Below are 14,633 nucleotides of genomic sequence, written 5' to 3'. Positions count from 1 at the left end.
TATCTTTTACCTCCTTTCCATGGCTACGCAGCGATTCCCGGTGCGCCTACTCAACTGAACACTGCCGACCGCCCGACACCAGGCGGCCGGATCGGCTTGATCACATCACTGTTCGGACATCACTGAAGATCCATCTTCTTGGCGGTATCCCGGTCGACCGAGGCGAAGTTCCTCGCGTTCTTCTTCCCGACGTCACCAGACTTGTCCAGGTTGTCCTCGACACCTCCGAGCGCCACGACGTCCGCACGCGCGCCGTCGTTCGGCCCCTCCCCGAGATACTTCTTCTCGAACGCCTTCCCGATGTCGTCGCTGCCCCACGCCCCGTCGAATTCCAGGAGCACATCGGCAAGGCCCTTGTAGCTGGTACCGATTCTGTGCCCGATGTTCTGGAGGTCGGTCATGATCCCGTCGTAGGCCGCCTCGTCGAGGTAGAACTCGTCAGCCATTCTCGCGAGCCTCCCGCCGCTGGTTCTCCGGCTTCGGCGGTTCGATGTCGATACCGAACCCGTTCAGGGTTTCGAGCATCGGGCCCATCAGCGAGTTGATCATCTCGTCCGGCCGGACCTTCCCACTGACCAGCCCGTCCAGGTCCAGCCCGGGAATGCCCGGTCCCCCCATCAGCTCCGAAATCTTCTGCTGGGACTCCGCACGGCCCTTCCGCAGCGTTTCGACAATGACACTGGCCAGTTCGGCAGGCGCCATCGACCGGTACTTCGAGGTGTTGAAGGTCAGGTCGGTCAACTCACCGCGCCCGTCGAACTTCATTTCGAGCGATTGGTCCTTGGCGCGTACGGTCGTGGTCTCCTCGTCCCAATGCTTGCCGAGTTCGGCGAGCTTCTGCTTCTCCTCTTCCAGCTTCGCCCACGCTTCGTCGACGGCCTGGGTGGGATCCGTGGAGTTCCAGTCGATCATGTTCATTTCCCTCGTTCCAGTAGCCGGTCCAGTTCGGCGAACTTCTCAGTGAGCTTGGCCTGTGCCTCACCGTCGGCCAGCTCGCGCGGCTCGTTCTGCTCCGGCTCGCGGCGGCCCAGCGTGCCGGACGAACCGCCCCCCAACGGCCAGGCGTCGGGCCTCGGTTCGGCGGGCATCGCCGCCATGCGGCTGTTCTGCTGCCCACCCTGGCCACCCATCCCGGCCATACCGCCCATCATCATCGGCGACATCGGCATGCCGCCGGACTGCGACGTCATCGGGTCGGCAGGACCATGGCCAGGTTTCGGCGCCGGGGCGTGCGGCGGCGGAACGGCGGACGGGTCCAGCCCCTGGAACGAACCCGTCTCCCCGCTGCCCGGGGTGAACATCCCGCGGTCCTCCGGCTTGAACGTCCCGGACGCGGAACCGGCGGCGGCGCCACCACCGCCCACCCCGAAGGAGGCGTGCTGGGTGGTGGGCGGCGGGACCTGACCGTCCATTCCGGTCACCTGGACCGCCTTGGTGTGCACCGGCGGCGTCTGGCCGGTGACCGGCGCGAGCGGGACGCCGACCGGCGCCTGCTGTGCGGTGACCGGTGCGGGCTGAGTGGTGACCGGCGCGGGCTGGCTGGCGACCGGCGCGGGCGGATTGGTGACGGACACGGGATCCCCGGTCGAGGTGACGACCTTGGGCACCTCGACCGGCACGGTCTTGACGGGGATCGGCGCGCCCTTCGGCGAATCGATCGACGTCGGCACGACCTTGCCCGGCTTGTCGGTCTCCGGGCCGGTGCCGACCGGCTCGCTCTCGGGCGAAACGAAGTCGGGCTTCGAGACCACCGGGTGGGTGACGTGCTCGGTGGTCTCCACTTTGGACCTGTCCGTGCGCTTCTTCTTGTCCGGACGGTGTTCCTTGTCCGGTGGGCAGTGCTTCTGCCCCCGCTCCGGTTTGCCCAGTACCGGGGGCAGGAACTCGCGCCCCTCGTCGTCCCGCTCACGGTCCGGCCCTTGGGGGGCGGGCCTGCCTGTTACCGGGCCGCCGACGGGGAACGTGTGCCACGGGCCCGGGACGGGCTGGGTGATGACCGGATTCGTCCCCCGCAACGGCCTCGTGTCCACCGGCTGCTGCTCCGGCCCCGCCGTCCGCCACGGCGTGTCGGGCCGCACCACGGAATCGTTGTCGTGCCGCTCCGGCCGGGACGACTTCACATGCACCGGATTGCCGCGGCCGTCGTGGGGGTGACCGCCGCCGACGCCGCCGGGCGTGATCAGGCCGATGTCGGTGACCAGCGGCCGGTCGTGGTTTCCCTGCCCATTGCCATTCCCGTTCCCGTTGCCGCGCCCGTTGCCGTTCGCGTCAGTGCCGATCCGGGTGTCCTTATAGGACAGTACGGGCAGCTGGTTGCCGACGTCCCAGTAGGCGGTCCGCAGGTCGAGCAGGACCTGCCTGGCGGAGTCGTTGTGCACGCGCGCGGTCTCCTCGGGCGGCGGAGCGCCAGGGGCAGGCGGCTTGCTCTCCTGCTCGGTCTTCTGCCCCTGCAGGTCCCGCATCCGCCGCTGGTGGGCGGCGAGCGTGTCACCCGCGGCGCGGAGCACCACGCCGTACCCGGGGCTGCGCATGACCTGCACGACGCCGCTGACCCGGCCGGTCACCTCCTTGGCGAGCGCGTCGAAGTCGTCCGCGCCGCCACCGGTCCACGCCTCCCGCACGATGTTCAGCTGACGCCGGATCTGCTCGACGGCGTCCTGCAGCCGAGCCGCGGCCCGGTCGAAGGCCTCGGCACGCTGGTAGAAGACGTCGGGACTGACCTCGTTCACCAGCTGCGCGATCTGGTCGAAGTTCAGCTGCTTCAGTACCGGGTCGTCCGGGTTCGGTGGCGGGTTGCCGGGAGCGCCGTCGGGCATGACCTACTTCTTCCTGCCCAGGACGGTCTCGTCCTGGGCTTCCGGGTCGTCGGTCCAGGCGTTCTTGTCGGCCTGCAGCCAGATCTGCGGTTCGCGCTGGTTGTTCTGACCACCGCCGCCCATGCCGCCCATGCCGCCGCCCATGGGCATGCCGCCCATCGGCATCCCCTGCTGTTGCTGCGGGTTGACGACCTGACCACCCGAGCCGCCAGAGACCGCGCTCATGGTGTTCGGCATCTTGGCCGCGGTGTTGCCCGGCTGGGTGTAGCCGCGCTGCCCGGCGACATCGGTGTCGAACTGGGCGCGCTGCCCGCCGCCGCCCGGTCCTTCCGAACTGGTCGAGAAGTTCCCGCCGCCACCACCGAGGCCGTGGCTGCCACCGCCACCGCCGCCCGTGCCGCCGCTGCCGCCGCCGGACAGGAAATCCTTCGACGGAGCGTCGAGCTTCGGCACGTTGTGAGTGGCACCGTCGAGCGGGGAAGTGTGGACGCCGTCGATCGACCTGCCGACCGCGTTCCTCGCTTCCTCCAGCGCCTTCCTGGTCGCCGGGTCCGCGTCCTTCATCGCGTCGTCGAACGCCTTGTTCGCCGCGCTCTTCGAATCGTCGAGCAGCTGCTTGTCGTGCGAATCGCCGGGCGTCCTCAGGTCGTTGACATGCTCGCCGGCCTTCAGCGGGTCGGGCAGGACGTCGTCGATCGCCTTCTTCGCGTCTTCCAGCGCGCGCTTGGCATCCGGGTCCGTGGTGTTCTTGATCAGATCGTCGAGGGCCTTGTCCGCCGCCGGCTGCGCGTCGTTCGTGGACCAGCCCTTGACGTTCCCCGGGTCGACCGCCTTGCCGACGGCCTCCTTCGCCTTCTCCAGCGCGTCGTGGACCGCGGGCTTGTCCTTGTGCTGGTCTTCGATCTTGTCGATCGCGTCCATCGACTTGTGCTTGAGATCGCCGAACGGTCCGTCGTGTTTGGCCTGGGCGTCGTCGAACGACTTGTCGACAGCCTTCTTCGCGTCTTCCAGCGCCGCCTTGGCCTTCGGGTCGGCGTCCTTCATCGCGTCGTCGAGTGCCTTGTCGGCCGCTTCGCGCGCGTGCTTCAGGCCGTCCTCGCCCGGCTTGACGTCGTTGATGGCGTCCCCGACGGCCTTCTTGGCCTTGTCCAGCGCGTCCTTGACGGCGGGATCCTTCTGGTGATCCTTGACGTCGTCGATCGACTTGAGCGCCTTGTCCTTGGCGTCGCCGAGTTCCTTGCCGTTCTTGGGATCGAGGTCGCCGATGGCCTTGTCGACGGCCTTCTCGGCCTTGTCGAGGGCTTCCTGCGCCTTGGGGTCGTCCTTGTACTTGTCCTTGACCCCGTCGATCGCGTCCTTCGCGGCCTTCTTGGCGTCTTCGAGCGCCTTGTTCTTCCCGTTCTCGCCCGGACCGCCGGTGTTGCTGCCCGGACCGCCCGAGGTCGGGATGTTGCCCTTGCCGCTCTTGTCGCCTTCGCCGCCAATACCGCCGATGGCGTCCTGCGCGGCCTTCTTCGCCTTGTCCAACGCGTCCTTGGTGGCCTGGCTGTCGTTCGGGTTCTTGACGCCGTCGATCGCCTTGCCCGCGGCGTCCTTCGCCTTGTCCTTCAGCGCCTGATCGTCACCGCCACCAGCGCCCTTGCCAGAGCCGCCGCCGGTGTCCCCACCGGTGCCGCCGCCGAGACCGCCGATCGCGTCTTGCGCGGCCTTCTTCGCCTTGTCCAGCGCGGCCTTCGTCTCCGGGCTGTCGTTCGGGCTCTTCACGCCGTCGATCGCCTTGCCCGCGGCGTCCTTCGCCTTGTCCAGCATGCCCTGGGCAGTACCACCGCCCTTGCCGCCGTCCTTGCCCGAGCCGCCGGTGTCCCCGCCGCCTCCGCCGACGGGAGAGGTCTCCCCGCCGATGTTGGGGATATCCGACTTCGCGCCCTTGAAGGTCTCCCCGGGAGAAAGATTCTTCTTGTCCTTGTTGTCCTTGCCATCGCCTGAGCCGCCGCCCGAGCCGCCGGTGTCTTTGTCTTTGTCCTTGTCTTCGTCCTTGTCCTTGTCTTTATCTTTGTCTTTATCCTTGTCTTTATCCTTGTCTTTATCCTTGTCTTTATCCTTGTCTTTATCCTTATCCTTGTCGTTCCCGCTGTTGTCCTTGTCTTTCCTGTTCGCGAGGGCGGCCGCCGCGTCGAACTCGTACCCTCCAGCGATGTCCAGCGGCGCCATGTCCTTGCCACGGCTCACATACTGCGAGATCAGACTCGTGAGATAGCCTTGAAGTTCCTTGACGAGGGAGTCGTCGCTGTTCTTCTTGAGAAGATCCAACGCGTTCTGCGCGGTCTTGGTGATCGCGTCGACATCGTCTACCGTGTCCGCCTGCTCAGCGGCCGCATAAGCGGCGTTGCGAATATCCCGGCTACCCTGCTTGATCTTGTCGTCCCGGGCTTCGACCGCGTGCCACCAGTTGTCGTAGAACGCCCGGATGGCATGGCCGGTGTTCCCGATGGAATCGTGGTACCGCTGGTTGTTCAGCTGGTTGTAGAGTGCGTCGCTCTTGGTCCACAGGTCGTGGCCCCATTTGTAGAAGGCGTCCCCCGCCTCCCCCTTGAGCATCTCGTTCGCCTTGTTGAGCTGCGTCGCGAACGCGTCGTTCACCTCACCCAGCTTCTTCGTTGCCGCCTGGACCAGACCGTCCATGATGTACCACTCACGGTCGTGGTCGATCCGGTCGAGCAGACCGCCGGTGTAGTTGAGGAGCTTCGGAAGCGTGTCGTACTGCGACACGTTGAACGCCGGTGCATCCGGAGCGTACCGGCCGATATCCGGCCCGTTGCTGTCGGCCATTTCCCCATCCTTGTCGATAACTTGACCCGAAACCGGTTTTCGGCAGCTTCACGGATTACACACTGAGCAGAAAGAGTCGGTAGCGGCGTGGTCGATCGGGCGACCACCTAGATCAGATTCTGGTGCCCACCTCCCTTGCTGTAGTCAGGCTCTCCGTTCTTGCCCTTCTTGTCTCCGCTGTTGCCGTTGTTGTCGCCAGTAGGCTTGTCACCAGGCGGCTTGTCGTCCTTGTGGTCTCCGCTTCCGTGGTCTCCACCGTTATCCGTCACGCTTTTTTTCCGTCACCACCTGCCTTGATCGGGTTGTTGACGTTGCCGCTGTAGCCGTCGCCGACCTTGCCGCCGTCGCCGACACGGTTCCCCTGGTCCCGTTCGGCCTGGGTGTTGAAGTCCTTCATCTCCTTCTTGGCGAAGTTCTCGGCCTCGTCGAGAATCGCCTTGATCTTCTTGGCGTTCTCGCCATCCACGTTGTCGAAATCCTTCGCGACAGTGTGGAGATGCTTCGCCATTTGCTCGAACGCCTTGTTCATATGATTGGCGTGCGCGACGATGGCGTTGCGCCGATCATCCATGATCTGCTCGAGCCACACCGCGACGGCGAACTTCCCCGCGTTCGGCCAATGCGGTTTGAGATCCTCGAAGACGGTCAAGCCATTGCCGGTAAGGATGTCCCGAATCTCGTTGGCGATTTTGTCCAGCGCGTCTTTGTCGAACTTCGTCTGCTGAGCCACGATGACCCCCTCACACCTGCTTCAGCGCGCCGAGGTCGTCGTGCACCCTGGTGCGCAGGTCGGCGACGACGGCCTTGATCTTCGCCGCGGCCCCGTCGTCGATGGACTGGATCTCGGTCGCGATCTTCGTCAGCGCCTTGTCCATGTCGTCGAGCGCGGTCTTCAACTGGTCCGCGTGCGCGAGAACGCCGCGTCGACGGTCGTCGACGATCGTCTCGAGCTGCGTGGCGAGGTCGAAGTTCCCCAGCTTGGGCCAGTCCGCCCGCAACGCGGTGAAGGCGGACATGTCGTCCATGATCCGCCCGAGGGCGGCGGCCGACGCCTTGACGGTGTCGGTTTCGAGTTTCGTGCTGCTCATGTCATCACTCCACAATGGTTGGCGGGACGGAACAGGAGGACAGGGCACCGGACGGAGAGCGTCCGGTGCCCGTGCCCTTCCGGGACAACGTCATCGGCAGGGCGGCGTCAGTGGTAGACGTGCTTCGCGCCGTTCTTGTCCGCGACCTGCATCTCGTCCACACCGCTGTGCATCTTGGCCCGCATCTGCTCCAGGATGTCGGCGTTCGCCCGGAGGTCGCTCTCCAGGTCGTTGCACAGGCTGTTGTAGGCCTCCGCGGTGCTCCCCTGCCAATCCCCCATGATTTCGTTGACGTGTTTCCGCTGCTGCTCTGTCTCTTCGATGATGCGCTGAGCCTGGGCCTTCATCGCGTCGATCATGGCGTCGAGCACCGCGTAGTCGTACTTGATCATGAACTATCTCCTTGTACTGAAAGATCAGGTGATCCCGAAGGGACCGGGTTACTTCCCGCCGAGGAAGGTGTTGGTCTCGATCTGGACGCTGTTGATCTGCTTGACCAGGGCCTCGTCCGTACCGGTCTGGTTGTTCGCCTCGTTGCGGATGTTCGTCGCCATGGTGTTCACGTGTTCGAGAACGGTCTTCTTGACGTTCCCGATCCAGTTCTCGGCCGTATAGTGGAGGGCCTTCGTCGCCTCGCTCGGGCTGGACGACGTCGTCTGCTGGATGTGGGCCAGAAGCTTGTCGAGTTCCGTCGCCATTTGCTGGGCGAACTCCTCGTGCTTGGTTGCCTGCTCGAAGATCTTGCCCTTGTCAACTGTTGTCGTGTGCGACATCAGGTCTCCTTGCTGTTCCGTACGGGCTACACGCCTACAGGTCTCAAGTTAGATTTCGCCGGGGCGAAGCGAGGCGCTTATGGGCCGAGAGCGGCGAAGGGGCGTAACTCCCCCCATGAACCGCCGGTCAGGACTGGACACGGAGCGCTCCCTCCATGCTGAGCAGCGGTCCGGACGGCAACAGAGACAACAACTCCGCGGGAATCCGCACCGCGGACTGCGCCGAGTAGCCGAGCGCGCCCGCCACGTCACCGTTCGCCAGCGGATACTTCGTGCCCGTTTCGGTGATGAGATAGACAGCGCCCGGCGGCGCTCCCGGCGCCGGTTGCTCGGCGGCCAGCACACCACTGCCCGCGGGAATCACCACGCGGTCCGCCGTCATCCCCGCCGCGTGCGCACCCACCGGCATGCCCTTCGTGGCACTGACCGAAGTGGACAGCAGGCCGGCGGTGACCTGCCGCTCGCCGGTGCCGAGCGGCGAGAAGTTCGCGCAGGCCATGGCATCCGGTGGCGGGGACACGATCTGCGGGGGTTCGGGCGGCAGGGCGCCGACGAGGTCGGGCCCGCTGGTCGAAGCGGGCGCGCCGGACAACGCTCCCGGCCCGGCCGGAATCGGTTCCACGGCCGAGCCCTGGTACGCGGCCCTGATCGACGGCGAGGCCATCAGCAGGGCCGCGTTGGTGCGGCTCAACGCCGCTACCCCGTCCGAACGGATGAGGTAGAGCTGCGTGGTGCCGATCGCCGGGTTCCGCACCTGGTAGATCTGCCCGACCACGCTGGCGTGCCCGTCGATCGACGGGCCCGGCGAACCGACATCCGCGGGCACGGCCGCCGAGACGTCCTGCCCCGCGGGCACGGCGTTCACCCACGCCGCGGTGGCCTGCACCGGCGCGATTTCGTTGTACCCCAGCGCCTCGGCCTCGGTCCGGCTCGGAATCCGATGCCGTTTTCCGCGCCAGATCAGGAAGTTCGTGCCGTCCGGGGTACGCGCCAGCAGCGCCTGCTTGTCGTTCAGCGTCTGTTGGAGCGGGTGGCCGAGCACGAGGCTGATCGTGGGGCCCTGCCCCTGCGGACCGGGGGCGGGCGGCTGCGCGCACACCGTCCACGGGCCGTCATCGAGCGCCGTGGGCAGCGCGTCCGGCGCGCCGACGATGCCGATCGGCTGCCCGACCGGCGTACCGGACAAGGACTTCTGGGCAACCGAGACGACCTGGCCGCTGCCGGACTTCCCGGCCGCCAGCCGTGCCGAGGAGTAGTTCAGCACCGGACGCAGCTGGTCTTCGAGGTAGATGTAGCGCGCGCCGGTCGTCTCGTTCATCACGATCGCGCCCGGCTGGCGCCACGACGTGTTGCCGCCGGGCACGAAAACCCCGTAAATGCCGAAAATCCCCATCACGATCGCGCCGACGACGATCCCGAGGAAGACACCGGTGTTGAGCCGCTTGTTCGGCGGCTGCAGCACGTCGGGCTTGCCGTGCACGACGGCGGCCACGAGCCTGCCCACCACGTAGAAGTAGGCCTGTACCTGATCTCGCCGGGACTGCATCAGCCCGCCAATCCGCGCATCCAGGCGTAGACGCCCAGTACCTGCAACAGAATCGGGACGACGGCGACGGCGGTGATCGACTCGAAGATCTCCACCGCGCGGCCCCAGTACGGCCGCAATCGCTTGCCCGGCAGCATCCTGCTGGCCAGCAGCATGAGCACGCCGATCGCGAACACCGGCACACAGACCGCGAGCAGTCTCGCCAGGTCGGTCCGCTCACCGGCGAAGTGCCAGATGTTCACCACCACGGCGACCGCGGCGGGCACGATGATCGCCCACCGCTGCACCACGCCGGCCGGATGCCGGCTCCGCAGGAACAGCAGGAGCGCGATCACCAGTGACAGCACCATTTCCCAGCCGCTGGCACCCCAGATGAGAACGGGCAGCAGCACGGTGAACGCGGCACCGAGCCCGGCGTGCAGGGCGGTCGAATAGCCCACGGTCACCGCGCCGCGCTCCACGATCATCTTGGCGGGCACCGGATCGATGTCCTCGCTCAGCTCGTCCTTGTCCGACGGCAGCATCGGCAGGGTCAGCCCGGACAGCCGGAAGGCCGTGGCGGGCAGGAACACGCCGATGATCAGGCCCGCCGTGAGACCGAGTCCCGCCACCTGCGGGAGGCTCACGTCCGCCAGCGAGGCGATGAGCCCGGTCAGCGCCAGCACCAGGACGAACATGATGGCGCCGGCGAACAACAACGCCGAGTCGGCGACGAGGAACGCCCCGATGCTCAGCAACAGCAACGCCACGGCAAGGGCGACGGTCGCCTCGACCGACACCGGGGCAAGCGGGGCGAGTACCTGGACGAGCAGCACCCCGCCGAGCGCGCCGTAGCAGGCCGCGGCGCCCGCGACGATCGTGGCCGCGTACGTGTCCGCGACCCCGCGCGCGATCAGCGCGCTCGCGGGGAGCAGCAACACCGCGAGCGTCAGCGCGACCGCGGCCTGTGCGCCCGGCGAGCCCACACCGGGCAGCACCACCAGCCCGAGCAGGAACGCGCACACGGCGCCGATCCGGAACATCCAGCGGGTGTGCCGCGGGTCCCACGTGCCGCTGTGGTCCCGCACCTGCTCGCCGACACCGGCGACGAGGTCGTCGAAGTCGATCGGCGCCAGCTGGTCGGCACGCGGCCGCAGGTAGATCGTTTCGCCGTCGAGCAGGTTGAGCTCGGCGAGCGTGCGGTCCTCGTCCAGCGGTTCCTCGCCGACCCGCTGCACCACCCAGCCCTCGTGGTCGGCGCCCTGCTCGATCCATTCGCCGCCGAACTGCGGCAGCACCGCGGGCAGCAGATCGGTCAGCGTCGCCTCGGTGGGCAGGGCCACCTCGGTGACTTGCTTCCCGAGAACGAACCGTAGCCTCGCCGACGTTGTTGTGCGATGCTGTGTCTGCTCTTCCATCTGGTGTCAGGTCCTTCCTGCCAGGGATCTCAGACCGTGAACCAGCCCGGAACCTACCGCCGCGCGGCCGTCGTCTCGGCGCTCGAAGCCCGGTCGGCGCGGAAAAGGGGAAGTCCACTCACGAGGGAGAGCGTCCTTTGAGCACGGTGCTGTTCGCACGCCGGGCACGGCGGCCGAAACCGGCCGTGTCCAGCGACGAGATCGAGATCCAGCCGCCACCCGCGGTACCGGAGGACACCGGCGGCGGCATCAGCTCGGTGCTGATGTACGCGCCGATGGGGCTGGGTTCACTGGCCATGGTGATGATGTTCGTCCGGCCCGGTTCGGGCCTGATGTCCTACATCGGCGGCGGCATGATGCTGCTCTCGGTCGTGGGGATGCTCATCGTGCAGCTCCTCCGCTCCTCGGTGACGCACAAGCAGAAGCTGCACGGGCACCGCCGCGACTACATCCGCTACCTGACCCAGCTGCGCGAGCGCGTCCGCAACGCGCTGACCGCGCAGCAGCGCGCGGCGCGCTGGATCCACCCCGACCCGCGCGCGCTGTGGTCGCTGGCGCTGGGCTACCGGCTGTGGGAACGCCGCGCCGCGCAGGACGACTTCGGCGAGATCCGGATCGGCGTCGGCACGCAGCGTTCGGCGCTCAAGCTGCTCCCCCCGGACACCAAGCCGATCGAGGACCTCGAACCGCTGGCCGCGCACGCGCTGCGCCGCTTCCTGCGTGCCTACTCCAGCCTGCCGAACGCGCCGATCGCGGTGTACCTGCGCGGGTTCGGGCAGATCCAGTTCAGCGGGGACGACAGCGCCGTGCTGGGTCTCGTCCGCGCGATGCTCGGCCAGCTCGCCACCGCGCACGCCCCCGGCGAAGTCCGCATCGCGCTGTGCGCCGACGCCGACCGGGTCGAGCGCTGGAACTGGCTGAAATGGCTGCCCCACAACCAGGATCCGGAGAGCAGGGACGCCGCGGGCGCGCGGCGGCTGGTCGCCGAGACCGTCACCGAAGCCGAACTCCTGCTCGGCGGCCCGGCCTTCACCGGGCGGCCCCGGTTCGAGGCGGACACCCCGGTCACCGCGTCGGAGCCGTTCGTCGTGCTCCTCCTCGACGGGGTGTCCGTCCCCGCCGATCACCGTGTCGCGGAAGAGGGTTACCGCAACGCGGTGGTGCTCGACGTCTCCGGCTGCCTGCCGTGGCACCAGCGGCCGGGCGTGCTGTTCCTCGACGTCGAGCCCGACCAGGTGAGCACGGTTTCCTTCGACCGGCTCGGCAGGCAGCACACCAAGCGGCTCTGCACCCCGGACTCGCTGAGCGAGCTGGGGGCCGCCGCATTGGCGCGCACGATGGCGAAGTACCGCGTCGGCGAGGTTTCCGAGGACGAGGAGCCGATGGCAGGCGACTACGAACTCGCCGGACTGCTCGGCGTCGGCGACGTCGCGCACTTCGAGCCGACGCGCTATCGCAGGGAACGGATGACCGCCAAGCGGCGGCTGCGGGTGCCGATCGGCATCGCCGCCAACGGGACGCCGCTGGAACTGGACATCAAGGAGGCCGCCGAGGACGGGATGGGCCCGCACGGGCTGTGCATCGGCGCCACCGGGTCCGGGAAGAGCGAGCTGCTCCGCACCCTGGTCCTCGCACTGGCCACGACCCACTCCTCGGAAGATCTCAACTTCGTCCTCGTCGACTTCAAGGGTGGTGCGGCGTTCCTCGGTTTCGACCAGCTGCCGCACACCTCGGCGGTCATCACCAACCTCGCCGAGGAACTCGAACTGGTCGACCGCATGCAGGACGCGCTGGAGGGTGAACTGAACCGGCGCCAGGAGTACCTGCGCGCCGCGGGCAACTACGCGTCCCGCCGGGACTACGAGGCGGCCCGTGCCCAGGGCGTCCCGCTGGAACCGATGCCCGCGCTGTTCATCGTGGTCGACGAATTCTCCGAAATGCTTTCCAGCAAGCCGGAATTCATCGACACGTTCGCCATGATCGGCCGCCTCGGCCGCAGTCTCGGCGTGCACCTGCTGCTGGCCTCGCAGCGGCTCGACGAGGGCCGCATCCACAAGGTCGAGACGCACCTGTCGTACCGGATCGGCCTGCGCACGTTCTCCGCGATGGAAAGCCGCAGCGTGATCGGCGTCCCGGACGCCTACGAACTGCCGAACAGCCCTGGCAACGGGTATCTCCGCCCGGACACGCAGACGCTCATCCGGTTCAAGGGCGCCTACTCGTCCTCGCCGTATCGGGCGAAGAGCCGGACCACCGCGACCAATTCGGTCGAACAGCACGTCGTCCCGTTCGGGATGGGCTACATCGAGCCGACCACGGCACCGGAACCGGAGCCCGAGCCGGAACCCGCCGACGAGCAGGAGGGCACGGAGACGGTGCTCGACGTGCTCCTCACCCGGCTGCGCGACGTCGGCCCGCGCGCCCACCAGGTGTGGCTGCCACCGCTCAAGCGATCGGCCACTTTGGACCAGTTGCTACCGCCGCTGGTGGATCACCCGGAGCTCGGCCCGCGCCCGGTCGGCGACCTGCAGACCGCGGCGCTGACCGTCCCTGTCGGCCTGATCGACCTGCCCGCGCAGCAGAAACGCGAGCTGCTGGTCGCCGATCTGTCCGGCAGCAAGGGAAACGTGGCGGTCGTCGGTGGTCCGCAGAGCGGGAAGAGCACCCTGCTGCGCACGCTGATCGCGGGCCTCGCGCTGACCCACACCGCGGCCGAGGTCCAGTTCTACTGCCTCGACTTCGGCGGCACGCTCACCTCACTGGCGAGGCTCCCGCACGTCGGCAGCGTCGCCAACCGGCTGGACCGGGACCGCGTCACGCGGACGGTGCTCGAGGTGACGAACCTGATGGCGCGTCGCGAGGCGTTGTTCGCCGAGCACAACATCGACTCGATGGCCACCTACCGGCGGGCGCGGCGCGCCGGCAAGTACACCGACCTGGATCCCTACGGTGACGTGTTCCTGGTGGTCGACGGCTGGTACACGATCCGCCAGGACTTCGACGACATCGAGGACAACTTCACCGAAATCGCCGCCAGGGGCCTGAGTTTCGGCATCCACCTGGTGGTCGCGACCAACCGGTGGTCGGAGATGCGGCCGTGGCTGCGGGACGTGGTCGGCTCCCGGTTCGAGCTCAAGCTCGGCGACCCGGTCGACTCGGAGATCAACAGCCGGTTCGCCGCGACCGTGCCGTCGATCCCCGGCCGGGGCATCACCCCGGACCGGCTGCACTTTCTGGCCGCGCTTCCGCGCATCGACGGTTCGCCGACCACCGACGACCTGGCCGACGCGACCGTCGAACTCGCCGAGGCGCTGGCCCTGCCCGGCGCGCCGGTGGCACCGCAGGTCCGGCTGCTGCCGCACCAGATCACCGTGCAGGAGCTGCCCGGCCCGAAGTCGCCAGGCCCGGCGGCGGAGATGCGGGTCCCGCTCGGGATCGACGACGTCGAACTGGCCCCGCTGTGGCACGACTTCGACACCAGCCCGCACCTGCTGATCTACGGCGACGCCGAGAGCGGGAAGACGAACCTGTTGCGGCACATCGCCCGCGCCGTCGTCGCGCACCACAGCAACGAAGAGGCCAGGATCATGTTCGGCGACTTCCGCCGCGAACTGCACGACTCGATCCCCGCCGAATACCAGCTCGAATACGCCGTCGGCGCGGACGCGCTGGCGAAGTCCATCGCGGGCGCGGCCTCGGTGATCAAGGACCGGCTGCCGGGCCCGGACATCCCGCCGAGCAGGCTGCCGCTGCGGGACTGGTGGACCGGCGGGCGGCTCTACATCATCATCGACGACTTCGAGCTGGCCGAGGGCGCCAGCCCGCTCGACCCGCTGGTGCCGTTGCTGACGCAGGCCGCGGACATCGGCGTGCACATCATCGTCGCCCGCAGCACCTCGGGCGGGAGCCGGTCGATGATGAGCCAGGCGATCCGGCGGATGTGGGAACTGGGCACGCCCGCGCTGATGTTGTCCTGCCCCCGGTCCGAGGGTTCGTTCCTCGGCAACCTCAAACCCCGCACCCTGCCGCCGGGCCGCGCCCAGTTCGTCAACCGCCGCCGCGCGGTCCGGCTGGTGCAGACCCCGCTGGTGGAGGGCTTCGTCAAACCGGAGCAGCCGGACTGAGGTTCCGTTGTCCGGTCGGTCCGTGGGGGCCTCCTTGAGGGACTCTGGGTCCCTCAAGGA

Annotated in this window: 11 protein-coding genes; 1 reads left to right on the top strand and 10 read right to left on the bottom strand. The window is 67.8% G+C overall.

All coding sequences use genetic code 11. The features are described from left to right. Positions 1 to 119: 119 nt before the first annotated feature. The 10 genes from ACFW0G_RS14325 to eccD form a co-directional block, all read right to left on the bottom strand. Positions 120 to 446, bottom strand: a complete 327-nt coding sequence (locus ACFW0G_RS14325; protein WP_378325596.1) for a hypothetical protein — start codon at positions 444 to 446, stop codon at positions 120 to 122. Continuing rightward, complete coding sequence (locus ACFW0G_RS14320) at positions 439 to 912, bottom strand: YbaB/EbfC family nucleoid-associated protein (RefSeq protein WP_378325595.1); 474 nt, start codon at positions 910 to 912, stop codon at positions 439 to 441. Before ACFW0G_RS14320 ends, ACFW0G_RS14325 begins: the two co-directional genes overlap by 8 nt. A 2-nt stretch (positions 913 to 914) precedes the next feature. After that, on the bottom strand, positions 915 to 2,816 hold the full coding sequence (locus tag ACFW0G_RS14315; protein WP_378325594.1) for a hypothetical protein: 1,902 nt from the start codon (positions 2,814 to 2,816) through the stop codon (positions 915 to 917). 3 nt (positions 2,817 to 2,819) lie between these two features. After that, positions 2,820 to 5,645, bottom strand: coding sequence for a hypothetical protein (locus ACFW0G_RS14310; protein WP_378325593.1), 2,826 nt, complete (start codon positions 5,643 to 5,645; stop codon positions 2,820 to 2,822). Between the two features lie 265 nt (positions 5,646 to 5,910). Beyond that, on the bottom strand, positions 5,911 to 6,375 hold the full coding sequence (locus ACFW0G_RS14305) for a hypothetical protein (protein WP_378325591.1): 465 nt from the start codon (positions 6,373 to 6,375) through the stop codon (positions 5,911 to 5,913). A 10-nt stretch (positions 6,376 to 6,385) separates the two neighbouring features. Then, positions 6,386 to 6,733, bottom strand: coding sequence for a hypothetical protein (locus ACFW0G_RS14300; protein WP_378325590.1), 348 nt, complete (start codon positions 6,731 to 6,733; stop codon positions 6,386 to 6,388). A gap of 107 nt (positions 6,734 to 6,840) precedes the next feature. After that, entirely contained in the window at positions 6,841 to 7,125 is a 285-nt protein-coding gene (locus ACFW0G_RS14295; protein WP_378325589.1) for a WXG100 family type VII secretion target, read from the bottom strand. Positions 7,126 to 7,173: 48 nt separating this feature from the next. After that, on the bottom strand, positions 7,174 to 7,506 hold the full coding sequence (locus tag ACFW0G_RS14290; protein WP_378325588.1) for a hypothetical protein: 333 nt from the start codon (positions 7,504 to 7,506) through the stop codon (positions 7,174 to 7,176). A 127-nt stretch (positions 7,507 to 7,633) separates the two neighbouring features. Then, the gene (gene eccB / locus ACFW0G_RS14285; protein WP_378325587.1) at positions 7,634 to 9,052 is read right to left on the bottom strand and encodes a type VII secretion protein EccB; all 1,419 of its coding nucleotides are present in this window, start codon (positions 9,050 to 9,052) and stop codon (positions 7,634 to 7,636) included. Further along, positions 9,052 to 10,449, bottom strand: coding sequence for a type VII secretion integral membrane protein EccD (eccD, locus tag ACFW0G_RS14280; RefSeq protein ID WP_378325586.1), 1,398 nt, complete (start codon positions 10,447 to 10,449; stop codon positions 9,052 to 9,054). The genes eccB and eccD overlap by 1 nt, the downstream gene beginning before the upstream one ends. Positions 10,450 to 10,595: 146 nt before the next feature. On the opposite strand from eccD, the gene eccCa reads away from it, so the two are divergent. After that, positions 10,596 to 14,573, top strand: coding sequence for a type VII secretion protein EccCa (eccCa, locus tag ACFW0G_RS14275; RefSeq protein ID WP_378325728.1), 3,978 nt, complete (start codon positions 10,596 to 10,598; stop codon positions 14,571 to 14,573). Positions 14,574 to 14,633: the final 60 nt, after the last annotated feature.

Origin of the sequence: Amycolatopsis sp. NPDC058986, assembly GCF_042741125.1 — a bacterium.
Classification (GTDB): domain Bacteria; phylum Actinomycetota; class Actinomycetes; order Mycobacteriales; family Pseudonocardiaceae; genus Amycolatopsis.
The sequence above is the reverse complement of the archived record's forward strand: the minus strand, read 5'-3'. Positions and strand labels throughout refer to the sequence as shown.

What these genes read in the sequence shown, in the direction of transcription:
- ACFW0G_RS14325 (WP_378325596.1), bottom strand. Translation starts at nt 446, where the DNA reads ATGGCTGACGAGTTCTACCTCGACGAGGCGGCCTACGACGGGATCATG.
- ACFW0G_RS14320 (WP_378325595.1), bottom strand. Translation starts at nt 912, where the DNA reads ATGATCGACTGGAACTCCACGGATCCCACCCAGGCCGTCGACGAAGCG.
- ACFW0G_RS14315 (WP_378325594.1), bottom strand. Translation starts at nt 2,816, where the DNA reads ATGCCCGACGGCGCTCCCGGCAACCCGCCACCGAACCCGGACGACCCG.
- ACFW0G_RS14310 (WP_378325593.1), bottom strand. Translation starts at nt 5,645, where the DNA reads ATGGCCGACAGCAACGGGCCGGATATCGGCCGGTACGCTCCGGATGCA.
- ACFW0G_RS14300 (WP_378325590.1), bottom strand. Translation starts at nt 6,733, where the DNA reads ATGAGCAGCACGAAACTCGAAACCGACACCGTCAAGGCGTCGGCCGCC.
- ACFW0G_RS14295 (WP_378325589.1), bottom strand. Translation starts at nt 7,125, where the DNA reads ATGATCAAGTACGACTACGCGGTGCTCGACGCCATGATCGACGCGATG.
- ACFW0G_RS14290 (WP_378325588.1), bottom strand. Translation starts at nt 7,506, where the DNA reads ATGTCGCACACGACAACAGTTGACAAGGGCAAGATCTTCGAGCAGGCA.
- eccB (WP_378325587.1), bottom strand. Translation starts at nt 9,052, where the DNA reads ATGCAGTCCCGGCGAGATCAGGTACAGGCCTACTTCTACGTGGTGGGC.
- eccD (WP_378325586.1), bottom strand. Translation starts at nt 10,449, where the DNA reads ATGGAAGAGCAGACACAGCATCGCACAACAACGTCGGCGAGGCTACGG.